19 protein-coding genes and 1 riboswitch are annotated in these 23321 nt (G+C 72.7%); of the genes, 8 read left to right on the top strand and 11 right to left on the bottom strand.

Features of this window, described 5'->3' with window-relative positions:
- Positions 1-28 precede the first annotated feature (28 nt).
- Positions 29-116, bottom strand: a riboswitch (ZMP/ZTP riboswitch).
- 3 nt (positions 117-119) lie between these two features.
- Complete coding sequence (locus tag ACQP60_RS01315; protein WP_429728766.1) at positions 120-1463, bottom strand: alpha-galactosidase; 1344 nt, start codon at positions 1461-1463, stop codon at positions 120-122.
- A 329-nt stretch (positions 1464-1792) separates the two neighbouring features.
- Here ACQP60_RS01315 and ACQP60_RS01310 point away from each other — a divergent pair, with 329 nt between their 5' ends.
- The 7 genes from ACQP60_RS01310 (at position 1793) to ACQP60_RS01280 (ending at position 9191) form a co-directional block, all read left to right on the top strand.
- Complete coding sequence (locus ACQP60_RS01310) at positions 1793-3148, top strand: ABC transporter substrate-binding protein (protein WP_429728023.1); 1356 nt, start codon at positions 1793-1795, stop codon at positions 3146-3148.
- A 116-nt stretch (positions 3149-3264) separates the two neighbouring features.
- Complete coding sequence (locus tag ACQP60_RS01305; protein WP_429728022.1) at positions 3265-4230, top strand: carbohydrate ABC transporter permease; 966 nt, start codon at positions 3265-3267, stop codon at positions 4228-4230.
- Positions 4231-4245: 15 nt separating this feature from the next.
- Entirely contained in the window at positions 4246-5157 is a 912-nt protein-coding gene (locus tag ACQP60_RS01300) for a carbohydrate ABC transporter permease (protein ID WP_429728021.1), read from the top strand.
- A gap of 2 nt (positions 5158-5159) precedes the next feature.
- Positions 5160-6548, top strand: a complete 1389-nt coding sequence (locus ACQP60_RS01295) for an arabinan endo-1,5-alpha-L-arabinosidase (RefSeq protein ID WP_429728020.1) — start codon at positions 5160-5162, stop codon at positions 6546-6548.
- A complete protein-coding gene (locus ACQP60_RS01290) occupies positions 6545-7222 on the top strand; it encodes a DUF624 domain-containing protein (RefSeq protein WP_429728019.1) in 678 nt (225 codons plus the stop codon). The genes ACQP60_RS01295 and ACQP60_RS01290 overlap by 4 nt, the downstream gene beginning before the upstream one ends.
- A 62-nt stretch (positions 7223-7284) precedes the next feature.
- Complete coding sequence (locus ACQP60_RS01285; protein WP_429728018.1) at positions 7285-7905, top strand: ArsR/SmtB family transcription factor; 621 nt, start codon at positions 7285-7287, stop codon at positions 7903-7905.
- Entirely contained in the window at positions 7902-9191 is a 1290-nt protein-coding gene (locus tag ACQP60_RS01280; protein ID WP_429728017.1) for an MFS transporter, read from the top strand. Before ACQP60_RS01285 ends, ACQP60_RS01280 begins: the two co-directional genes overlap by 4 nt.
- On the opposite strand, the gene ACQP60_RS01275 is transcribed toward ACQP60_RS01280, so the two are convergent.
- The 4 genes from ACQP60_RS01275 to ACQP60_RS01260 form a co-directional block, all read right to left on the bottom strand.
- Entirely contained in the window at positions 9175-10263 is a 1089-nt protein-coding gene (locus tag ACQP60_RS01275) for a LacI family DNA-binding transcriptional regulator (RefSeq protein WP_429728016.1), read from the bottom strand. The genes ACQP60_RS01280 and ACQP60_RS01275 overlap by 17 nt on opposite strands.
- Positions 10264-10342: 79 nt before the next feature.
- Complete coding sequence (locus tag ACQP60_RS01270; protein WP_429728015.1) at positions 10343-11230, bottom strand: carbohydrate ABC transporter permease; 888 nt, start codon at positions 11228-11230, stop codon at positions 10343-10345.
- Positions 11230-12180: a carbohydrate ABC transporter permease gene (locus tag ACQP60_RS01265; RefSeq protein WP_429728014.1), complete on the bottom strand. Its 951-nt coding sequence runs from the start codon at positions 12178-12180 to the stop codon at positions 11230-11232. Before ACQP60_RS01265 ends, ACQP60_RS01270 begins: the two co-directional genes overlap by 1 nt.
- A 32-nt stretch (positions 12181-12212) precedes the next feature.
- Positions 12213-13562, bottom strand: coding sequence for an ABC transporter substrate-binding protein (locus ACQP60_RS01260; protein ID WP_429728013.1), 1350 nt, complete (start codon positions 13560-13562; stop codon positions 12213-12215).
- 136 nt (positions 13563-13698) lie between these two features.
- Here ACQP60_RS01260 and arfA point away from each other — a divergent pair, with 136 nt between their 5' ends.
- Positions 13699-15294 carry an arabinosylfuranosidase ArfA gene (gene arfA, locus ACQP60_RS01255; RefSeq protein ID WP_429728012.1) on the top strand — a complete coding sequence of 532 codons (1596 nt, stop codon included), beginning with the start codon at positions 13699-13701 and terminating at the stop codon, positions 15292-15294.
- Positions 15295-15373: 79 nt separating this feature from the next.
- Here arfA and ACQP60_RS01250 read toward each other — a convergent pair whose 3' ends face one another.
- The 6 genes from ACQP60_RS01250 to ACQP60_RS01225 all read right to left on the bottom strand — a co-directional run bounded on the left by ACQP60_RS01250 (position 15374) and on the right by ACQP60_RS01225 (position 23244).
- Positions 15374-16855, bottom strand: coding sequence for a helix-turn-helix domain-containing protein (locus tag ACQP60_RS01250; protein WP_429728011.1), 1482 nt, complete (start codon positions 16853-16855; stop codon positions 15374-15376).
- 98 nt (positions 16856-16953) lie between these two features.
- Positions 16954-17907 carry a carbohydrate ABC transporter permease gene (locus ACQP60_RS01245; RefSeq protein ID WP_429728010.1) on the bottom strand — a complete coding sequence of 318 codons (954 nt, stop codon included), beginning with the start codon at positions 17905-17907 and terminating at the stop codon, positions 16954-16956.
- Positions 17904-18878 (bottom strand): carbohydrate ABC transporter permease, encoded by a 975-nt coding sequence (locus ACQP60_RS01240; protein ID WP_429728009.1) that lies wholly within the window; start codon positions 18876-18878, stop codon positions 17904-17906. The genes ACQP60_RS01245 and ACQP60_RS01240 overlap by 4 nt, the downstream gene beginning before the upstream one ends.
- 2 nt (positions 18879-18880) lie before the next feature.
- The gene (locus ACQP60_RS01235; protein WP_429728008.1) at positions 18881-20275 is read right to left on the bottom strand and encodes an extracellular solute-binding protein; all 1395 of its coding nucleotides are present in this window, start codon (positions 20273-20275) and stop codon (positions 18881-18883) included.
- 96 nt (positions 20276-20371) lie between these two features.
- Entirely contained in the window at positions 20372-22045 is a 1674-nt protein-coding gene (locus tag ACQP60_RS01230; RefSeq protein WP_429728007.1) for a glycoside hydrolase family 13 protein, read from the bottom strand.
- Positions 22046-22227: 182 nt separating this feature from the next.
- A complete protein-coding gene (locus tag ACQP60_RS01225) occupies positions 22228-23244 on the bottom strand; it encodes a LacI family DNA-binding transcriptional regulator (RefSeq protein ID WP_429728006.1) in 1017 nt (338 codons plus the stop codon).
- Positions 23245-23321 lie beyond the last annotated feature (77 nt).

Below are 23321 nucleotides of genomic sequence, written 5' to 3'. Positions count from 1 at the left end.
TGCTGTGTCGGACGGACGTGTCGGACGACGACCGGGCCCAGGCGAACGACCCGTCGTCTGCACAGCGCGTCGCTCCCCGGTGGTGATCCACCTGTACGCCAGTCGCGACCCTCGCGATCCTAGCCGATCGCCCCGTGACGGTCCCCCGGCGACCACGACGGCGGGCCGTCGAGCCGCAGCAGGCGCACGCCGTGCGCGGGGACCTCGACGTCGAGCACGGTGTCGCCGCCGGTCGCCGCGGTCGCGGGGAGCAGCGGCACCGGCTCGCCCGACCACACGTCGACCACGGACCCGGGGCTCCCCGGCAGCCCGGCGGAGGCGGCGCGCACCCGCACCCGGCGGACGTCGGGCGCGGTGCTGAAGACGCCCGCCCAGCGCGTGGCGCCGTCGTCGGTCGCGGCGCCCCAGACCACGGTCTCGCAGCCCGGCTGCCCCTCCCGCAGGAGCTCGCGGCCGCCGCCGGAGCGGTGCGCGACCTCGAGGACGCCCGGGTGCGCCAGGTCGGCGAGCGTCGCGTCGTCGGAGGTGGGCAGGTCGCCGCCCACGAACAGCGGCGAGCGCGCGAGGCACCACAGGCTCAGCATCGTGCGCCGCTCGGCGACGGTGAGGAGCGAGTGGCGGGGCTCGCCGCGCTCGGCCCGCACCCCGATGCGGCCCAGCGGCAGCATGTCGGCGTCGGCCCAGCCGCCGGGCCCGGAGTGCGGTGCCCAGCGGGCCATGCGGCCGAGCTGCGCCTCGACGTCGGGCCACCGGTCCCACAGGTCGTCCGAGACGCGCCACATGTCGGCGTGCTCCCGCAGGTGCTCGAGGTGGGCGAGGGACAGCTCCGTGCCGGGCGACAGGGAGACGACGATCCGGCGCCCGTGCCGTTCCTCGGCCCGACGGACGGCGAGCGACAGCGCCTCCACGGCGTCCCGGTGGTACGGCGCGAGCATGTCGTCGACCTTGAGGAAGTCGACGCCCCAGCCGACGACGTGGTCGATCATCGCGTCGAGCCAGGCCTGCGCGCCGGGGTGGTCGTGGCGCAGGCCGTAGCAGTCGGAGTTCCAGGGGCACGTGCTGCCCCGGTCGGCGATCTCGCCGGTGCGGTACGGCGTGCCGGGGACGGGGAGGTCCGCCTCGACCGCGCGACGCGCGATGCCCCGCATGAGGTGGATGCCGAACCGCAGGCCCAGGTCGTGCACGGCAGCGGCGAGCGGTGCGAAGCCGTGGCCTCCCGCGGACGACGGGAAGCGCCCGGGCACCGGCTGCAGGAACCCGTGCTCGTCGAACAGCAGCGGCGCGTCGTCGTTGTAGCCCCCCGCGCGCGCCGTCGGCTCGTACCACTGGATGTCCACCACCACGGTGTCCCACCCGGCGGCCGCCAGCGCCCCGCCGTCGTGGGTCGCCAGGAGCCGCGCGTTCGCCAGCACCTCGGCCTCGGTGACCGTGGTGCCGTAGCTGTCCCACGAGTTCCAGCCCATGGGCGGTCGCGACGCCCCTGCCCTGGCGGCCCTCGGCCCGCCCACCTGCTCGTGCACCGTCGCTCCCCCTCGCCGCCCGCGGCGATACATCGTTGTAGGAGTCGCCATCCTGCCCGCCGGCGACGGCGGGGTCAATCGTCACGCGCCGCCCGCGGGCTCACCCTGACGCACCCCATCTCTACATCGTTGCAGAGGCGTGACCCGAGCCACTTGACCGCGCGCCCCGGGCCATGTCAGATTGGGCGCCGTCGATGGCTCTTCATCGATGTAAACCGCATCGGGGCGACGCCGCGCCGACGCGGACCGGATCTCCCCGAGAGGACCCCGTGATGAGGAAGTCACGCCTGATCGCCGGCATCGCCGCCGCCCTGGTGGCCACCAGCGCCCTCGCCGCCTGCGGCTCCGGCGACGGGAGCAGCGCCGACGACGGCACGCTCACGTTCATGTTCCGCGGCGGCGACGACGAGAAGAAGGCCTACCAGGAGGCCATCGACCGCTTCACCGAGGACACCGGCGTGAAGGTGAAGGTCATCGTCACGGACGCGGACCAGTACGCCACCAAGCTCCAGGCCGCCGTGGCCGGGAACAAGGTGCCCGACGTCTTCTACGTCGAGCAGGGCAGCCTGCAGTCCTACGTCTCCTCCGGCGTCCTCATGGACATCACCGACCAGGTGGCCGAGCAGGGCGTCGACCTCGACAACGTCTGGCCCTACGGCGTCGACTCCTACCGCTTCGACGGCACCCTCCAGGGCACGCCCGAGGGGCAGCTCTACGCGCTGCCGAAGGACGTGGGCCCGATGGCGCTGGGCTACAACAAGACCCTGCTCGAGGAGGCGGGAGTCGAGCTGCCGGACGCCGACGAGCCGATGACCCGCGAGGACTGGCTGAAGATCCTCAAGATGGTCACGAAGGACACCGACGGCGACGGCGAGGTCGACCAGTGGGGCACCGGCCTCAACGTCAACTGGACCCTGCAGTCGTTCGTCTGGAGCAACGGCGGCGACTGGACCAACGCCGACCGCACCCAGGTCACCGTCGACACGCCGGAGTTCGCCGACGCGCTGCAGTTCTTCGCCGACCTCACTACCAAGGAGAAGGTCACGCCCAACCCGGAGCAGGCGGCGACGCTCGACACCTACCAGCGGTTCATGGAGGGTCAGATCGCGTTCTTCCCGGTGGGCCCGTGGGACGTGAGCACCTACAACGACCTCGACTTCGACTACGACCTGATGCCGTGGCCGACCGGCAAGTCCGGTGAGCCCGCCACCTACATCGGCTCCCTCGGCATCGGCGTCTCGAACACCACGGCCCTGCCCGAGGACGCCGTCAAGCTCGCCACCTACCTGTCCACCGACGAGACGGCGCAGCAGACCCTCGTCGACGCCAACATCCAGATCCCCAACCGGATCGACACGGCCGAGCAGTGGGCGACGGCAGAGGACGCCGAGCCGGCCAACCGCCAGGAGTTCCTCGACATCGTCGAGGAGTACGGCCGCGCGATGCCCGCCGCCTACACCTACAGCACGCAGTGGTACGACGAGCTGTTCGTCGGCATCCAGCCGGTCCTCGACGGCAAGACGACGGCCGCGGACTACCTCGCCGAGGTGCAGCCGCGCATGCAGGACCTGCTCGACCAGACGAACGAGCAGGCCGAGCAGGCCGCCGCGGCCGGCTCCGCCCCGTGACGCGTCCGGACCGCGCCGCCGCGCCCCGCTGACGCCCACCCCTGATGCGGTGCGGCCGCCCCGTCCCCGGCGGCCGCACCGCCCTGACCGCACGTTCCTGGACGAAGGAGTCTGCGATGACGTCCACCGCCACGCCGGCGCAGGCCGGCACCCGCCCCCTGGCGCCGGCCCCCGACCCCGCGCCGCCCCGACGCGGCGGGACCTCGCGGCTCCACCGCGCCGAGAAGAGGTGGGCGCTGCTGTTCGTGGCCGCGCCCGTGCTCGGTTACCTGCTGTTCGTGCTGTACCCGACGCTCTTCGCCCTGTACGCGTCGCTGACCCGGTGGAACGGGCTGGGGCCGATGCAGTTCATCGGCCTCGACAACTACGTCGCCCTGCTGAGCGACGAGCGTTTCCTCCAGTCGCTGTTCAACACGTTCTTCTACATGATCGGTATCCCGATCGGCCTCGCGATCTCGCTCGCGCTCGCCATCGCGATGAACCGCAAGATCATCGGGCTCACCGCCTTCCGCACGATCTACTACATCCCGGTGATCTCGTCGATCGCCGCGGTCGCGATCCTGTGGCAGTGGGCCTACAACGGCGACTTCGGCCTGGTGAACCAGTTCCTCGCCTTCTTCGGCATCGACGGCCCCAACTGGCTGGCGGACACCACCTGGGCCAAGCCCGCCATCATCCTCATGGCGGTCTGGAAGGGCCTCGGGTACTCGATGCTCCTGTACCTGGCCGCCATCCAGTCGGTGCCGCGGTCCCTGTACGAGGCGACGGCGCTCGACGGCGCCGGCGCGTGGCGCCAGTTCCGCGCGATCACCCTGCCGATGGTGCGCCCGGTGACGTTCTTCCTCGTGGTCACGCAGGTGATCGCCGGCGCGATGATCTTCACCGAGATCAACATCATGACGCCCACGGGCGGCCCCGAGTACTCCACGGCGTCCGCCGTCTTCTACATCTGGAAGCAGGCGTTCCAGTACCGGCAGATGGGCTACGCGACGGCGGCGGCGATCGTGCTCGGGATCCTCATCCTGGTCATCACGCTCATCCAGTTCCGCCTGAACAAGCGCAACAGCTTCGCGATCGACTGAGGCCCGGAGACACCCATGACCACCGCCACGCCCACGGACCTGCCCACCGCCGTGCCCACCAGCACGGCCCCGGCCGCGCACCACCTCGGCCGCAAGGCACGCACGCGGCTCACCGACACCGTCGTCTGGATCGTCCTCGCCGCCGGCGCGATCTTCATGCTCGCCCCGCTGCTGTGGATGCTGTCCACCTCGCTGAAGACCAAGCTCGAAGTCTTCGCCCTGCCGCCCGTCTGGATCCCCGAGGCGCCCCAGTGGGACACCTACGTGCGGATGTGGACCGACTCGTACGTGCTCGACGGCATCCGCAACAGCCTGGTCGTGTCGCTCAGCGTCACGGTGGTCGGGACGTTCACCTGCGCCCTGGCCGCGTTCGCCCTCGCCAAGATGCGCATGCCGTTCAAGAACGCGATCTTCATCGGGCTGCTCTCCGGGATCATGATCCCGTTCCCGACTTTGATGATCCCGCAGTTCGTCATGTTCTCGAAGCTGGGCTGGGTCGACACGCTGCTGCCGCTCATCGTCCCGGCGATCTTCGGCAACATCGTGATGATCTTCTTCCTGCGCCAATACCTGTCGAGCGTGCCGGACTCCCTCGTCGAGGCGGCCAAGATCGACGGCGCCTCGTACTGGCAGATCTTCTGGCGCATGATCATGCCGATCATCCGACCGGCCGTCGCCGCGCAGTTCATCCTCTGGTTCATGGCGGTGTGGAACGACTACCTCGCGCCGATCCTGTACCTGAACACCCCGGAGCGGCAGACCCTCCAGGTGGTCATCGCCAACATGAACGTCCAGTACGCGACCCAGCGCGACTACCCGCTCATCATGGCGGCGTCCGTCGTCGCGCTGCTGCCCATCCTCGTGGTCTTCCTGATCTTCCAGCGGCAGATCATCGAGTCCGTCGCGCTCACCGGCACGAAGGGCTGACGATGACGGACACGACCTCCCCCGACGCGCCGGCCCCCGAGCTCCCGGACACCTCGGCCTGGGGCGGGCGCCACGTGCACGACCCCACCGCGGTGCGTGACGACGACGGCGTCTACTGGCTCTTCTCCACCGACGCGCGCTCCGACGGCCCCGCCCGCGGGGGCGTGCAGGTGCGCCGCTCCGACGACCTGGTGACGTGGGACTTCCACGGCTGGGCTCTGCCCGGCGTCCCCGCGCCGGCCGCCGCCTGGTCCGGCGCCGAGGGCCTGTGGGCGCCGGAGGTCGTGCGGGTGGAGACCGCTGACGGACCCGTCTGGCGGATGTACTACTCGGCGTCGACGTTCGGCTCGCGCCGCTCCGCCATCGGGCTCGCGGAGGCGCCGCACCCGTCCGGCCCGTGGACCGACCGCGGGATCGTCGTGGCCAGCGACCACGCCGAGCCGCCCGCGGGGCTGGGCCACCCCAACGCCATCGACGCCAACGTCGTGACGGAGCCGGACGGGACGCAGTGGCTCGTGTACGGGTCGTTCTTCGGCGGGATCCACGCGCTGCCGCTCGACGCCGCTACGGGGCTCGTGGCCGACGGGTTCGCGCCCGGGACCGGCGCGCTGCACGCGGCCCCGGGCCGCCTCCTGGCGCGCCGGTCCCGAGCCGCCGACGGCGCGGTCGAGGGCGCGTTCGTGCTCCCCCGTCCGGGCGGCGGCTGGGCGCTGCTCGTGTCGTACGACTCGCTCGGCGGCAGCTACCACCTGCGCGCGGGCGTCGGGGACGCCGTCGTCGGCCCGTACCGCGACCGTCGCGGGCACCTCCTGACCGACGTGGACGCCGACCCGTGGTCGGTGGGCGTGCCCGTGCTCGCGGGGCACCGGCTCGCGGGCGGGCCCGGGATCCTCGCCCCCGGCCACGCCTCGGTGCTCACGGAGCGGGTGCCGGCCACGCTGCCCGACGCGGGCACGCACGGACGCCAGCTGCTGGTCCACCACGTGCGCGACGCCGACGCACCCACCGAGCACCGCCTCCAGCTGCGCCGCCTGGTGTGGACGCACGACGGCTGGCCGCTCGTCGCTCCGCAGCCGTGGGCCGGCCCCGGGCGCGAGGACGACGACGTCTCCCGCTGGCCGACCGACCCGGCCGTCCTCGACGGCCTGTGGGAGCAGCTCACCCCGGGCACCGAACCGACACGCGTGCAGGACGGCGCCACCGGCCCGCTCGAGGCGCGCGACCACGCGCGGTCGCTGGGCGGCGGACGTTTCGCGTGGACGGCCCCCGACGGCGCGACCGTGTCCGCCGTCGTGCACCCGGCGTGGGACGCCGTGCGGGACCGCGCCACCCTGTGCCTCGAGGCGCTGGACGACGCGGGCCGCGTCACGCTCGCGACGAGGCTCCCGTGACGGCCCCCGCGCCCGACCGCGCGGCGGTGCGCACCGCCGTCGCCGACGCCGAGGTGCCCGGCTGGGCGGGCGGCGTCATGCTCGCCCTGCGCTGGGTGACGCTGCTGGTCGAGGTCTCGGCCATGGTCGCGCTGGGCACCCTCGCCGGCGGCGTGCTGCTCGGCATCGGGCCGGGCCTGCGCGCGGGCGCCGTCGTCGCCGCGCGGATGACGGCGGAGCCCACGCCGTGGCGCACCTTCTGGCGTGCCTGGCGCGACGGGTTCGGCCGGTCCGCGGCGCTCTTCGCCCCCGCGTGGGTCGTCGCCGCGCTGCTCTGGCTCGACGGCGCGGTCCTCGGGCTGCTCGACGGGCCCGTGCGCGCCCTGCTGACGGGTGGGCTGCTCGTCGTCGGCGCGTGGGGCGTCGTCGTCCTCGCGTGCTGGCCGACGGTCGTGACGCGGTACCGGAGCGGGGCCGCCGCGACGTGGCGGCTCCTGCTGCTGCTCCCCCTGCTCGCCCCGACGACGTCGCTCGCGGTGCTGGTCGTGACGGCGGCCCTGCTCGCCGCCGCCTGGGCGCTGCCGCTGCTCGCGGTCCTCCTGGGCCCGGGCTTCTGGTTGTGGGCCACCGGACGGCTCACCGCCGACCGCCTCGACCGGATCGACGACCAGGTCTCGGGAGTCGCCGCGGCCTGAACGACCTGCGCTATTCCACAAGAACTCTTGTACAACACCTCTTGTGGGTCTACGGTGGCGGGATGACGCCCCCACCCGTCCCCACCGAGGACACCCCCGAGGACGGCGCGCCCGAGCAGCACGAGGTGCGCACCGTCACCGAGGCGAGGGCGCTCGCCGCCCTCGCCAACCCGTACCGGGCGCGGCTCATGGACGCGCTCAAGGTCGACGGCCCGTCCACCGCGTCGGCGCTCGCGCGCCGCACCGGGCAGGCCGTCGGCAGCGCCAGCCATCACCTCAAGGTGCTGCACGACGCCGGCCTGGTCGACGAGGCGCCCGAGCTCGCCCGTGACCGCCGCGAGCGCTGGTGGCGCCTCGTCGCGCCCCGCCTGCGCTGGTCGCGCCAGGAGTTCGCCACGGACTCCGCCGCCGTCACCGCCGCCGAGGCCGCCGAGGCGCTGCACCTCCAGCGCCAGTTCGACCGGGTGCGGGAGTGGCAGGCCAACGCGGAGTCGGCCCCCGAGTGGGACGGCGCCGCGTTCAGCACCGAGACCTGGGTGCACCTCTCCCCCGCCGAGCTCGCCGCCCTCGGCGAGGAGATCACCGCCGTCCTCGTACGGTGGGCCGAGCGGCCGCGCCCCGACGACGGCGTCGAGCGCGAGCCCGTGCTCGTCTTCGGCCGCGGCTTCCCCGCGCAGCCATGACCGCCACGACGGGCCGCGACGCCGACGCCCGCGACGTGCCCCTCGACCGCAACCGGGGCTTCCGCCGACTCTGGTTCGGCGAGGGCGTCAGCGTGCTGGGCAACGCCACCACGTCGGTGCTGCTGCCGCTCGTCGCGGTGCTCGAGCTGGACGCGGGGGCCGCGGTCGTCGGCCTGCTCACCGCGGCGGCGTGGCTGCCGTGGCTCGTGATCGGCCTGCCCGCGGGAGCGTGGGTCGACCGGCTGCCGGCGCGTGCCGTGATGATCGTGGCCGACCTGGTCGCCGCCGTCGCCGTCGGCAGCGTCCCCGTCGCGGCCGCGCTCGACGCGCTGACCCTGCCCCACCTCGTCGGCGCCGCGCTCGCCGCGGGCGTCACGACCGTCTTCTTCCGCACCGCGTACACCGTCTTCGTCCCCCAGGTGGTGCCCGACCACCAGCTCGAGGCCGCGAACGCGCGCCTGCTCGGCACGGAGTCGGGCATGCAGGTGGCGGGGCCGGGCATCGGCGGCGCCATGGCCCAGGCGCTCGGCGCCGCCGCCGGGCTGGCCCTGGACGCGGCGAGCTTCGTCGTCTCGGCCCTGTGCCTCTGGCGCATCCGGCCGGCGCGGCAGCCCGAGCGTCCGCCCCAGGCGCCGCTGCGGGTGCGCATCCGCGAGGGGGTCGCGTTCGTCTCCTCCGACCGCTACCTGAGCTGGTTCGTCGTCGTGGGCGGGATCTCCAACTTCGGGCTCACCGGGTACACCGCGCTGCTCGTCCTGTTCCTCGTGGACACCGTGGGCCTCGGCCCCTCGGCGCTCGGCGTGGTCATGACGGTCGGGGCGTGCGGCGGGCTGCTGGGCGCCACCGTCGCCACCCGGCTCAGCCGACGCCTCGGCAGCGCCCGCGCCACGGTGCTGCTGATGGTCGCGGGCGGGCCGCCCGCGCTGCTCGTCGGCCTCGGGGGCGGCGGCGGGCAGGTCGCGTGGACCGTCGCCGGGCTCTTCCTCGTCGGCCTCGCCGTGGTCGCGGGCAACGTGCTGCGCGGCGCGTGGCGGCAGCGCTACGTGCCGCAGGCGCTGATGGGTCGCGTCATGACGACCAGCCAGTTCGTCAACTTCGGCACGATGCCGCTCGCCGGGCTGGCCGCGGGCGCCCTGGGCGAGGTGCTCGGCGTGCGCCAGACCGTGCTGCTCATGGCGGCGGTGCACTGCGCCGCCTGCCTCAGCGCGTTGCGCAGCCCGTTGCGCGGGCTGCGGGAGATGCCGGCACCGCGCCAGGTGCCGGGCGTCCTCACGCCGTCGCGCTGACCGGCGACACGATCTCCTCGTTGCCGCCGGGCTGGACGGCGACCACCGTCTCCGCACCCTCCGCGGCGTCGCCGGTGGACTCGCGCCCCACGACCCGCGAGCCGGTGACCACGCGCCGGTACGGCCGGCCGGAACCGCCCGCGATGCGCTCGACGAGCAGGTCCACCGCCGTGCGCGCGATCTGCTCGCGGCCCGGGTCCACCGAGCTGAGGGTCGGCACGGAGTAGCGCACGTCGTCGACGTCGTCGAAACCGATCAGCGCCACGTCGCCGGGCACGTCGATGCGGCGGGCGTGCAGCGCGTGCAGCGCGCCCAGGGCCATCGCGTCGTTGAGGGCGAAGACCGCGTCGATCTCGACTCCCGAGTCGAGCAGGCGACCCATCGACTCCGACCCGGTGGACCGGTGCCACAGCCCGGCCTCGGAGACGAGCGCCGGGTCGTACGGGAGCCCGGCGGCCTTCAGCCCCTGCCGGTAGCCCTCGGTGCGCAGCGCGGCGGAGCCGACCAGCTCGCCCTCGTGCGCACCGACGACGGCGATCCGACGGCGACCCAGCGAGGCGAGGTGCAGGGTCGCGGCCCGGGCCGCGGCCACGTTGTTCATCGTCACGTGGTCGGCGGGGGCGTCGAAGACGCGCTCGCCCAGCACCACCAGCGGGAAGTCGACCTCGAACAGCCCGACGTCGTCCTGACCGAGCGCCAGCGGCGAGAAGATCACGCCGTCAGTGAGGTGGCGGCGCCGCCCGTCGAGCAGCTCGATCTCGCGCTCGCGCACCGACCCGGTCTGCTCGATGAGCACGGTGAGGCCCTGCTCCTCGGCCGAGCGGATCACGGAGTCGGCGAGCTCCGCGAAGTACGGGAGCTTGAGCTCCGGGACGGCCAGCGTGATCATGTCCGTGCGCTGCGTGCGCAGGTTGCGCGCCGTGGTGTTGAGCCGGTACCCGAGGTGGTCGATGGCCTCCTCGACGCGCAGCCGCGTCTCCGGGCGGATGTGCGGGTACCCGTTGACGACGTTCGACACCGTCTTGATCGACACGCCCGCCCGCTGGGCCACGTCGTGCATGGTCACGCGCATGCCGCTCACCTCTCCGTTCGCCTCCCACAGCGTAGGGCACCGGCCGTACGGGTCAGCCCCCGGCGCCCGGCGGCGTCGGTCACTTGATCGACCCGAGCGAAAGGCCGCCCTGCCAGTACTTCTGCAGGGCCAGGAACGCGACGATCAGCGGCAGGATCGACACGAGCGCGCCGGTGGTGATGAGGTTCCACACCTGCTCGCCGCCCGCGCCCGCGTTCGACAGCGCCTGCCACTGGTTGATGCCCACCGTGACGGGCAGCAGCTGCGGGTCGCGCAGCACCGCCAGCGGCAGGAAGAAGTTGTTCCACGTCGCGACGGTCGTGAGCAGGAGGACCGTGACGAACGCCGGCCGCAGCAGCGGCAGCGCGACGCGGAAGAACAGGCGCAGCTCTCCCGCGCCGTCCACGCGTCCGGCGTCGAGCATCTCGTCCGGGATGGCGTCGACGGCGTACACGCGCACGAGGTAGACGCCGATCGGGCTGAGCAGCGACGGCAGGATGACGGCCCACATCGTGTTGATCATGCCGAGCTGGCTGAGCAGCACGAACGTCGGGATCGTCAGCGCCGTCAGCGGCACCATCACGGAGCCCAGCAGCATGGAGAAGTAGAGGTTGCGGCCGCGGAACCGGTACTTGGCCAGGGCGTACCCGGCCAGCACGGCGAGCACGGTCGACCCGACGCCGCCGACGATCGCGTACACGAACGAGTTGCGCATCCACGTCCAGTAGATGCCGCCCTGATACGTGAACAGCTGCTTGACGTTGTCCCACAGCGCGAACTCGTCGTTGAACCACAGGGCCCCGCCGGAGCCCACGAACAGGCCGCTGTTCGACTTCGTGGACCCGACCACGAGCCACCACAGCGGCACGACGAAGTACACGACCGCGAGGAGGAGGAACAGGTGGGAGCCGATCCGGCGCTGCCCGGCCCGGCGCGGGGAGGTCTGCTGCGTCGTCGCCGTCGTCATCACTTCAGTCCGCTCTGCTTGCGGGTCGCGTACAGGAAGACGTACGACCCGATGAACACGAGGATCCCCAGCGCGAACGCGATCGTGGAGGCGTAGTTGAACTGGCTGTAGGAGAACGCCATCGAGTACGCGTACATGTTCGGGGTGTAGGTGGTGGGGATCGCGCCCTGCGCGACCGACCGCAGCACCGTCGGCTCGGTGAAGAACTGGAGGGTGCCGATGAGGGCGAACACCACGATCATCACCATGGACGACGCGATCATCGGGATCTTGATGCGGAACGCGATCGCCCCGTTCCCGGCGCCGTCGAGCTTCGCCGCCTCGTAGATCGAGGGGTCGATCGCCCGGAGCGCGGCGTAGACGATGATCATGTAGTAGCCCACCCACTGCCAGGTCACGATGTTGACCAGCGAGCCGAAGATCAGGTCCCGTGACAGGAACTCGGGAGCGTCCAGGCCGAAGATCCCGAAGAGGTCGTTCGCCGGGCCGAAGCGCGGGCTGTACAGGAAGCCCCACATGAGCGCGCCGATGACGGCGGGGATGGCGTAGGGCACGAAGACCAGGAGCCGCGAGGCCTTCGACAGCCTGGTGGCGAGCGTGTCGAGCACGAGCGCGATCGCCACGGCGAGGCCGATCTGGATCGGCACCATGACGAGCACGAACTTGCCCACCCGAGCCATGCCGGACAGGAAGTCCGCGTCGGTGAACACGCGGGCGTAGTTCGCGAAGCCCGTGAAGATGCTCTCGCCGCCGGTCGCGATGCCCTTGGTGTGGAGGCTGAGCCAGAACGCGTACGCGAGCGGCACCAGCAGGAACAGGACGAACACGATCGTGAACGGGGCGAGGAAGAGCCACCCCCACCACTGTCGCTTGGTGTCCAGCAGGGTCGGCCCGCCGCGCCGGCTCCCGGCCCGGGCGGGGGTGGCGGCCGGCTTCGTCGTCGAGGCCATCGAGTGGCTCCCTCCGGTCGTCTCTGTGCGCGTCATCGGACCGTGAACCCCTGCTGCTCGGCGTAGCGCACCAGGCTGTCCTGGATGGTCGCCAGCGCCTCGGCGGCGGTCGAGTCGCCCTCGACCATGTCGTAGAGGGCCATGGTCTGGCGGTCGTAGGCGTACACCTGGAACGGGCTGAACGTGAACCCGGGGTACTGGGCGGCGGCGTCGAGGAACACGTCGCGGTTGACCTGCTGGCCGCCGAAGAACGGGTACCGCCGGTCGGTGAACCACGGCGCGTCGAGCGCGAGGTTCCACAGCGGGAACAGGCCGGCGTCCTCCACGCCGATCTTCCACGTCTCCTCGTCGTCGAACAGCTCCATCGCGACGGTGGCCGCCGCCTCGGGGTCCGTGGCCTGGGACGTGACCGCGAGCGCCGACCCGCCCTGGTTGACCTGGACCGGGTGCTCCGGGTCCCACTGGGGCAGCGGCGCCGCCTTCCACTCGGCGCCGGAGTCGGCGTCCGACAGCCCCTCGAGGTAGCCGGGGCCCCACGCGGCGGCGATGTAGACGGCGTAGGTGCCGTCCACCAGGGACGTGTTGTAGTCGCTGGTGAACGCGTCGTCGCTGGACACGAGGCCGCGGTCGATGAGGTCCTCCCAGTAGGACAGGACGTGGCGCGCCTCGGGGGTGTCGACGTCGATGCCGATCTGGTCGCGTTGTGCCGGGTCGTAGGCGAACGGCGCCCAGCCGGCCTGCGCGAACAGCGCGTAGTTGAACGCGCCACCGTTCGTGGCGTAGTTGGTGATGTAGCCGTCGTAGCCGGCGTCCCGCAGGTCCTGGGCCGCCTGGGCGAACTCGTCCCAGGTGGTGGGCGGCTCGACGCCGTACGTCTCGAAGATGTCGGCCCGGTACAGCATGCCCACGGGCCCGCCGTCGACGGGCACCGCGAACACCGAGTCGCCGCTGGAGACGTCCGACCAGGCGCCGGCGGGGAACTGGTCCTCGAGCTCGGCGGCGCCGTAGGGCGCGAGGTCGGCGAGGCCGTCGAGGATCGTGTAGGTCGGCAGGATCTCCGACTCGAGCTGGATGACGTCGGGCGCCCCGGTGCCGGCCTCGAGCGCGGTGGAGAACTTGCCGTACTCGTCGGCGCCCTGGCCCGCGTTGGTCCAGCAGATCTGGACGTCGTCGTGCTGGGCGTTGAACGTGTCCACGATCTGCTCGACGGCGGGGTACCAGGCCCAGAGCGTGACGCGCGTGGCGTCGGGCTTGGTGATCTCGTTGGTGCAGCTCGTGTTGTCCACCGAGCCGGCGTCGCCGCCGGGCGCGCACGCCGCGAGCGACAGCCCCGCCAGACCGGCGGCCGTCGCCGCCGTGGCGCGTCGCAGGCCTCTGCGCATGCCGATTCCTCCTCGAGTCGTCCGGACCCAGATCCTCCTGGGCCGATTGGTGCCGCGCGCGGCGACCGTGGTTGACTCTACATCGTTGTACACGGTGGCTTCACCATCGCCCGATTCGACGAGGAACGTGAGACCCATGACGGCTCCCCAGACCGATGCCCGCCCCGACACCGCAGCCCCCGACGAGGCGGCCAGCGCCACCGCCCCCGGGGCCCGCGTCACCCTGCACCCCGACTTCCGCCGCGGCGCCGTCGACCGCCGCCTGTTCGGCTCGTTCGTCGAGCACCTCGGCCGCGCCGTGTACACCGGCATCTTCGAGCCCGGGCACCCCGAGGCCGACGAGCACGGCTTCCGCCGCGACGTCGCCGACCTGGTCCACGAGCTGGGCGTGCCCATGGTCCGCTACCCCGGCGGCAACTTCGTCTCCAACTACGTGTGGGAGGACGCCGTCGGCCCGGTCGAGCAGCGCAAGCCGTTCCTCGACCTCGCGTGGCGCACCGTCGAGCCGAACCTCGTCGGCACGGACGAGTTCCTGCAGTGGGCCGAGCGCGAGGGCGTCGAGCCGATGATGGCCGTCAACCTCGGCACGCGCGGCGTCGACGCCGCGGCCGCCCTGGTCGAGTACTGCAACGGCGAGGCCGGCACCCGCTGGGCCGACCTGCGCATCGCCAACGGGCGCGAGAAGCCCTACGGCGTGAAGCTCTGGTGCCTCGGCAACGAGATGGACGGCCCCTGGCAGATCGGCCACAAGGACGCCCACGAGTACGGCAAGCTCGCCGCCGAGGCCGGCAAGGCCATGAAGCTCGTCGACCCGTCGATCTCGTTGATCGTCTGCGGCTCGTCGTCCATGCAGATGCCCACGTTCGGCGAGTGGGAGCGCACCGTCCTGTCGTACACGTACGACCTGGTCGACCACATCTCCATGCACGCCTACTACGAGGAGGTCGGCGGCGACCGCGCCTCCTTCCTCGCGTCGGGCACGGCGATGGACCGCTTCATCGACCGCGTCGTCGCCTCCGCGGACGCCGTCGGCGCCGAGCGCCGCAGCGACAAGAAGATCACCATCAGCTTCGACGAGTGGAACGTCTGGTACCTCGAGACCCGCTTCCCGGGCGAGGAGAACCTGCCCATCCAGCGCGACGCCCCGCGCATCATCGAGGACGTCTACTCCGGGCTCGACGCCGTCGTCGTCGGCGACCTGATGGTCACGCTGCTCAACCACGCCGACCGCGTGCCCGTGGCGTGCCTCGCGCAGCTCGTCAACGTCATCGCGCCGATCATGACCGCGCCGGGCGGCGAGGCGTGGCGCCAGCCCACGTTCCACCCGTTCGCGACGACGTCGCGCCTCGCCCGCGGCACCGCGCTCGACGTGCGCGTCGACGCGCCGTCGTACGACACCGCGCGGCACGGCGCGGCCCCGGTCGTGACGGCCGCCGCGACGGTGGACGACGACGGCTCGCTCGGCCTGTTCCTCACCAACCGCTCCGACCGCGTCGTCGAGGTGGAGCTCGCCCACGTCGGCGCCGCGCTCGGCCTCGTCGAGGGCTGGCAGATGGTCGCGGACCACGAGCCCGCCGTCGAGGGCCCCGAGCACGCCGCGAAGGTCGCCGAGACCTGCTGGTCCACCGTCGACGTCGCGTCGGTCGCCACGGCGGGCGACGGCGGCACCACGCGCGTGCGCCTCGCGCCGGAGTCCTGGACCGCCTTCGCCGGGACGTTCGCCCGCGCCTGACACGCGACCTGTCAGGGGCCCGAGCTGTCAGGGCCAGGAGCAGGGTGACGCTCCTGGCCCTGACACCGCGTTCCGGAGGTCAGGCCGGGGCGTACCGCTTCACCACGCGCCGCACGGTCGATGCGGAGACGTCCATCCGCTCGGCGATCTCCCGCGGGCTCACCCCGTCCTCGGCGAGCTCGACGATGCGGCGGTCGCGGTCGCCCCGTTCGTCGAGCGGCACGTCGGCCGCCGCGACGGCGTCATCCGACGCGTCGATCACCTCGGGCGCCGTCGTCGGCCCCGCGCCGTCGGCCGGCTCCGACGCCGCGCCGTGGGCCGTGAGGAACGCGGACCGCTGGGCGAGCGCGCCGCCCAGCGCCGGGTCCGACTGCCGCAGCAGGTCGAACACCTCGACCCGGCGGGTGTGCCCCGTCTCCGGGAGCGGCTCGCGCGTGCCCGGGAGCCCGGCCTCCGACTCCAGCTCCGCGCGCGTCGGCTCCGGGGACCCCTCGGCCGGCACGGCGCAGGCCGCGTCCTCGGCGACCGTTGCCTCCCCGGCCGGCTCGCGCGACGGGTCGGACCCCAGGTCCTCGTCCAGGTCGTCGAACCAGGCCGCGACGGCGGCGTCGTCGACCGGCGCGTCCGGCCGCTCCCCCGCCTCCACGACCGGCGTCGCGCCGGTGAGCGCCGCCTGGAGGTCGTCGGCGAAGGCGGCGGCCGCTGCGTCCTCGGTCGTCGCCCGGCGGGCTTCTGCCGGCTGTTCCGCCGGCGGGGCCGCGACCAGCGCGACGGGCGTGGCCTCGTGCGCCGGCAGCGCGCGCGGACCCGGGCCGGCAGCGCCGCGGGCGACGCCCCGTTCGACCGAGCTGGCGCCGATGAGATCCAGGCGGTTGCCGTGCCGTTCCGCGGCCTCCAGCCGCTCCACCCAGACCTGCATGCGCCGCTCGAAGTCCTCGACCGTGAGCAGCTTCAGCGCGGCGTCGCGGGCGGCCCGCTGCCGGCTGTGCGTCGCGCGGACCTTGCGCATGCCGCGGTGCGTGCCGTCGCTGTCGAGACGCGCGTCCCGCCACAGCTCGAGGGCCGTGACGTACTGGTGCACGCGGTGCTCGCGGCGGCGCTCGTCAAGCGTGTGCCCGGTGACGAGGTGGCGCTCGCCCACCAGCGCGAGGTGCCACATGAGCGCAGCCACCAGCGGCGGCACGAACCGGAACGCGACCATGTACGGGGTGCTCGCGTCCGGCACGGCGATCTCGTGCAGCGCCGCGAACACGCCGGACGTGCCCGACAGGATCCAGGTCAGCGTGAGCAGGACGCCGTACGGCCGGCCCTCGAGCGCGGCGTTGCGCGCCATGAGGGCGACGGCGACGAGGCTGACCTCGAGGAACCCGGCGAGCGCGTACGCCTCCGCCGGGGACATCCCCGCCACCTCCAGGCCGAACAGCACCATGCCGCTGTACGCCAGGGCCGTCGCGATGGTCGCGGCGACGACGACCGCGACCATCGGCAGGTGCCGCCCGCGGTAGCGCACCGTGGCCCGGGCGGGGCCGGGGGTGTCGGTCGTCGGGTCGTGCTGGGTCACGTCGTTCCTCCGGGGTCGCTGATCTGCACCGTCATCAGATCTGCGCATATACCAGCATTCGGACGATCCAGGCGTCAACGACACAGCGGGTGAACCCGTCAGCCCTTGACTGCTCCCCCGAGCCCGGCGCCGCGCAGGAACAGCCGCTGGAAGACGAGGAACATCGCCACCGGCAGCACGGTCGCGATGGCCAGCGCCGCGAGGAACACCCCGAGGTCCGTGGAGGCCTCGATCGCCGGCAGGCGCACGGACAGCGGCTGGATCGCCGGGTCCTTGAGCACCAGCAGCGGCCACAGGAAGTCCTTCCACGCCGCGATCACCGCGAACACGGACACGACGCCGAGGATCGGCTTCGACATCGGCAGCACGATCGACCAGAACAGCCGGTACGGCCCCGCGCCGTCCACCCGCGCCGCCTCGAAGACCTCGCGCGGCAGGTTGTCGAAGAACCGCTGCACCAGCAGCACGTTGAACGCGCTCGCGCCCGCCGGGAGCCACACGGCCCAGAAGCTGTCGACCAGCGACCGGCCCAGCAGCGGCGGGTCGAGGATCGTCAGGTACAGCGGCACGAGCAGCACGACGGCGGGCACGAACATCGTCGACAGGACGAGCGCCTGCACGACCTTGCCGTAGCGCGGACGCAGCACCGACAGCGCGTAGCCGCCCGTCGTCGCGACCACGAGCTGCACCGCCCACGACCCGAGCGCCAGCCACACCGTGTTCATGAAGTACCGGCTGATCTGGACGTCGTTCCAGGCGCGCTCGAGGTTCCCCCAGGCGATGCCGTGCGGGAAGATCGCCATCGGCGTGCGCAGGATGTCCTGCGTCGGCGTGACGGCGTACTTCGCCAGCAGCAGCATCGGCCCGAGCCCGACGACGACGAGCAGCACCAGCAGCAGCACGTGCGTGCCGCCCATCCCCCAGCGGATCGCGGGGCGGCGCCAGTCGGGCGCGGACAGCGCGCCGCGGTCGTCGTCGTCGGACGGGGCGGCGGCCCGACGACGGCGCGAGGCTCGCGCCGGGGCCGGGCGGTCGGGGGTCGAGAGGATCATGACGTGCTCCAGGACCGCGTGAGCCGGAAGTAGAGGACGGAGAAGACCGCGAGCACGGCCGCGAGCATGAGCGACAGCGCCGTCGCGGCGCCGTAGTCGCCGCCGAGGCTGTTCTGGAACGCGTACCGGTAGATGAGCAGCAGCACGGTCACGGTGGCGTTGTTCGGGCCGCCGCCGGTGAACAGGTACGGCTCGAGGAACACCTGCGCCGTGCCGATGACCTGCAGGATCAGCGTGATGAACAGGACGCCGCGCAGCTGCGGCAGCGTGACGTGCCAGATCTTGCGCCACAGGCCCGCGCCGTCCACCTCGGAGGCGTCGTACAGCTCGGCCGGCACGCTCGTGAGCGCCGCCAGGTAGATGATGATCGTGCCCCCGGCGCCGGCCCAGGTGGCCGCCAGCACGAGCGAGGGCATCGCCCACGACGCGTCCTGCAGCCACGGGTACGGGCCGAGCCCCACCCAGCCGAGGATCGTGTTGAACACGCCGGTGGGGCCGCCCTTGTAGAAGAACTTCCACAGCAGGACGGCGACGACGGGCGGCACCACGACCGGGAGGTACGCGAGCGCCGAGTACAGGCCGCGGGCGCGGCGCACCTCGCGCATGAGCACCGCGGCGACCAGCGGCACCGGGTAGCCGAACAGCAGAGCCAGGAACGCGAAGTACAGGGTGTTCTGCACGGCCTTCCACAGCAGCGGGTCGGCCAGCACGTGCCGGAAGTTGTCCAGCCCGACGAACGTCGGGTCGGTGACGAGGTTCGTCTCCTGCACGCTCATGATCACGGCGCGCACGATGGGGAACCACGAGAAGACGCCGAAGATCACCAGCAGCGGCAGCAGGAAGACGAGGCTGTGCAGCCCGCCCCCGCGCAGCCAGGTGGCCGCGCCCCGGCGCGGGCGGCCGGCACCGGCCGCCCGCGCGGGTGCGACGACGTCGTCGCCGCGAGAAGAGGTGGTGGTGGTGACGGTCACGGTCAGCCCTGGTCGAGCAGCGCCTGGGCCTGCGTGTTCGCGTCGGCGAGGAGGGCGTCGATGTCGGCACCCTCGTCCGTGAGCACCGCCTGCACGACCGGGTCGAGCAGCGCGTACACCTCCTGCGTCTTCTGCGACGGCTCGCCGGCCAGCGGCAGGTCGAACATCGCGTCGGTGAACGCGGCCATCTGGTCGAGCGGCACGTTGACGTAGTCCGCGATCCACTCCTGGTTGAGCTCGTACTGCTCCTTCGAGAACATCGGCAGGACGGGCGTGCCCACGGGCTGGTCGTTCTTGGCGAGGGTCTCGGCGTCGGCGACGGCGCGGTCCTCGTCGACCAGCTTGTTGAGGTAGAAGAAGTCGATCCACTTCATCGCGGCGTCCTTGACGGCGTCGTCGGCGTTCGCGGGCACGCCGGCGAGGGTGCCGCCGGTGAGCGTCGCCGCCTCGGGTGCGTCGGACAGCGGGATCGGCGCGAGCCCGTAGGTGTCCGGGTCGACGGCGTTGGTCTGCACCAGCGCGGTGTAGATGTCGGAGCCGGAGGTGAACATGCCCACCTGCCCGGCCGCGAACTCCTGGTTGATGCTGCCCCAGTCGAGCAGGAAGTTGCCGCCCATCGAGTTGTCCTCCCACCGCAGGTCGTGGAGGAACTGGAGCGTCTCCTTCGTGCCCGCGTTGTCGAGGGTCGCCGTAGCCTTCTGGTCGGCGTCGGTCTCGACGGTGCGGCCGCCGCGCGCCACCGTCTGCGCGGTGAGCTGCCAGCCGCCCGTGTTGTTCTGCGTCATCGTCGCGTAGCCCGCCACGCCGGGGTTGGCGTCGGCGATCTTCTTGGCGTACTCGCGCACCTGGTCCCAGGTGGTCGGCGGCTGGTCGGGGTCGAGGCCGGCCGACTCGAAGAGCTGGCGGTTGTAGTGCAGGGCGACCGGGTAGGCGTTCTTCGCCGGGATCGCGTACACGTGGCCGTCGGCGCCCGTGCCCGCCTCGAGGATCGTCGGGTTGAACTGGTCGGCGTACGGCAGGGCGCGGAACTGGGCGTCCATGTCGGCGAGCTGGCCGTTCTCCACCAGGCCCTGCGCGTCGGTGAACGGGATCTCGAAGACGTCGGGCAGCGTGCCGCCCGCGAGCTGGGCGGCGAACGTCGTCGCCTTCCACTCGTACTCCTCGGGCTGCACGTCGATGTCCGGGTTCGCCTTCTCGAACTCCGCGACCTGGTCCTCGAAGGCGGCGATCGCCTCCTCCGTGGACCCGGGCAGCAGGGAGACCACCGAGAGGGTGACCTGCCCCGCCGAGTTGGTGCTCTCGTCCTGCGGGTCGCCCCCGCCGGAGCACGCGGCGAGCGCGCCGGCGGTGAGGGCGCCCACCAGGACGAGCGCGGCCGGCTTTCGTGTGGACTTCATCGTCACTCCCTTGTCGAGGTCACCGGCGAAGGAATCGCGGTGGTGCAGCTGGGTCAGGGTCGATCGGGTCGGTACCGGTCGGGCGTCGGGCGCGGCTCACGGACGGAGCCAGGCCGCGACGTCGGTGGCGATCCGCGTGAGCGGCTCGCGGGGGTCGGCGCTGTGCAGGACGACGTCGGCGCCGGCCGGCAGCGGGACGGGCTCGGGCCCGAGGTTGACGACGCAGACGAGCCCGCGCGCATCGCCCTCCGGACCGCCGTCGCGGGCGAAGGCGAGGACGTCGTCGCCCACGGCGGCCTCGCCCACCGCGTCGAGCCAGCGCAGCCCGCCGCCGCGCAGCGCGGGCTCCGCGCGGCGGGCGGCGAGCGCCCGGCGGTACAGGGCGAGCATCGACGCCGGGTCCGCCTCCTGCGCCTCGACCGACAGGCCGCCCCAGGTCGCCGGCTGCGGCAGCCACGGCGGCGCACCGCCGTCGGGCCCGAAGCCGAACGAGGTGCCCCCGCGCGTCCACGGCAGCGGCACGCGGCAGCCGTCGCGGCCGGGGTCGACGCCGCCGGACCGGTCGTGCATCGGGTCCTGGAGGAGCTCGCGCGGCAGGTCCTCGACCTCCGGCAGGCCCAGCTCGTCGCCCTGGTAGACGTACAGCGCGCCCGGCAGCGCGGCCACGAGGAGGGCCGCGGCGCGGGCACGACGGCGCCCGAGGTCGAGGTCGGTCGGGGTGCCGAACCGCTTGGCGGCGAACGCGAACGACGAGTCCGCCCGCCCGTACCGGGTCACCGGTCGGGTGACGTCGTGGTTGGACAGCACCCAGGTGGCGGGCGCCCCGACGGGCGCGTGCGCGTCGAGCGTCGTGGTGATCGACTCGCGCAGCGCCTTCGCGTCCCACGGGCGGGCCATGAAGTCGAAGTTGAAGGCCGTGTGCATCTCGTCGGGGCGCAGGAACCGCGTGAAGCGCTCGGTGTCCGGCAGCCAGACCTCGCCGACCAGTACGCGTGGCTCGGCGTAGGAGTCGGCCACGGCGCGCCAGGACCGGTAGACGTCGTGCAGCTCGTCGCGGTCCACGTGCGGGTGCTCCCCGGGCCCGGGGTCCTCGGGGACCTCCGGCAGGGCCGGGTCCTTGATCAGCAGCGCGGCGGAGTCGATGCGGATGCCGGCGGCGCCCCGGTCGAACCAGAACCGCAGGATCTCCTCGTGCTCCCGGCGCACGTCGGGGTGGTCCCAGTTGAGGTCGGGCTGCGACGGGGCGAACAGGTGCAGGTACCACTCGCCCGGCGTGCCGTCGGGGTTCGTCGTGCGCGTCCAGGTGGTGCCCTGGAAGTCGGAGACCCAGCGGGTGGGCAGCTCGTCGCCGCCCTCCCCCCGGCCCGGCCGGAACCAGAACCGCTCCCGCTCGGCCGACCCGGGCCCGGCGGCGAGGGCCGCGCGGAACCACGGGTGCTCGGCCGAGACGTGGTTGGGCACGACGTCGACGATCGTGCGGATGCCAACCTCCCGGGCCTCGGCGATGAGCGCCTCGGCCTCCGCGAGCGTGCCGAACTGCGGGTCGATCGCGCGGTAGTCGGCCACGTCGTACCCGCCGTCCGCGAGCGGCGACACGTACCAGGGGGTGAACCACAGCGCGTCGACGCCGAGGTCCCGCAGGTACCCGAGGCGGCTGCGCACCCCGGCCAGGTCGCCCGTGCCGTCGCCGTTCCCGTCGGCGAACGAGCGCGGGTAGACCTGGTAGATCACCGCGCTGCGCCACCACTCGGCGTCCTGCCCCTTGCTCACCGATGAGCCCCTTCCCCGTCGTCGTCGATGAGCAGGACAGTAATGAGGCGACGTGAGTAACGCAAGAAGTCGACAACAGCGTTACCAAACTGCGACATCCATGCCGAGCAGACCCGAGCATGCGAACGGCCGGCCGGGCGACCCGAGGTCGCCCGACCGGCCGTCGGGGTGAGGGGGCGGGCTCAGCCCGCGGCGCGCGGGGCCGCCGCCGTCGAGCGGCGCACGACGAGCTCCGGCTCGAACAGCAGCTCGTCGCGCGAGACCGTGGCGCCCGCGATCATGCTGGCCAGGATGTCGACCGCCGCACGGCCCATCGCGTCGATGGGCTGCCGGACCGTCGTGAGCGCCGGGTCCGTGGAGTTCATCAGCGCGGAGTCGTCGTAGCCGACCACCGACACGTCGCGCGGCACCTCGAGCCCGGCCCGCCGCACGGCGCGGACCGCGCCGAGCGCGAGCGGGTCGGACGCGCACAGGATCGCCGTCGCGCCGGCGTCGAGCAGGCGGCCCGTGGAGGCCTGCCCGCTCTCGAGCGAGTACTGGCTGTGCACGACGAGCGCGTCGGGGAGGTCGACGCCGTGCCGCTCCGCGAAGCCCCGCGCCGCCGCGAGCTTGCGCTCCGACGGCACGTGGTCGCGCGGGCCCAGCAGCAGGCCGATGCGCGTGTGCCCCATGGACACCAGGTGCTCGAGGGCCTGGTGCGTGGCGATCAGGTCGTCGCACGAGACGTGGGGGAAGTCGAGGCTCTCGATCGACGCGTTGATGAGCACGACCGGCAGGTTCAGCGCCTGGAGCCGCTCGTAGTGCGTATGGTCGGCGTCGCGCTCGGCGTAGAAGCCGCCCGCGAAGATGACCCCCGACACCTGCTGGCCCAGCAGCAGGTCGATGTACTCCGCCTCGGAGATGCCGCCCGCGGTGCGCGTGCACAGGACGGGCGTGTATCCCTGCTGCGCCAGCGCGCCGCCCACCACCTCCGCGAAGGCGGGGAAGATCGGGTTCGCCAGCTCCGGCAGCACCAGGCCCACCAGGCGCGGCCGGTCGCCCCGCAGCTTGGTGGGCCGCTCGTAGCCCAGCACGTCCAGCGCGGTGAGCACGGCGTCCCGCGTCGCCTGCGACACGCCCGGCTTGCCGTTGAGCACGCGGCTGACCGTCGCCTCGCTGACCCCCACCTTCGCGGCCACGTCGGCCAGTCGTCTCGACATGCCTCGACTGTACACGCGATCACGCAAGCCGCTTGCGCTTCTTGCGGCGCTTGCGTGCCGTGCGGCCGTCCACACGA

It is taken from the genome of Isoptericola variabilis, assembly GCF_050311655.1.
Taxonomy (GTDB): domain Bacteria; phylum Actinomycetota; class Actinomycetes; order Actinomycetales; family Cellulomonadaceae; genus Isoptericola; species Isoptericola variabilis.
This window is presented reverse-complemented; position numbering and strand designations above follow the sequence as displayed.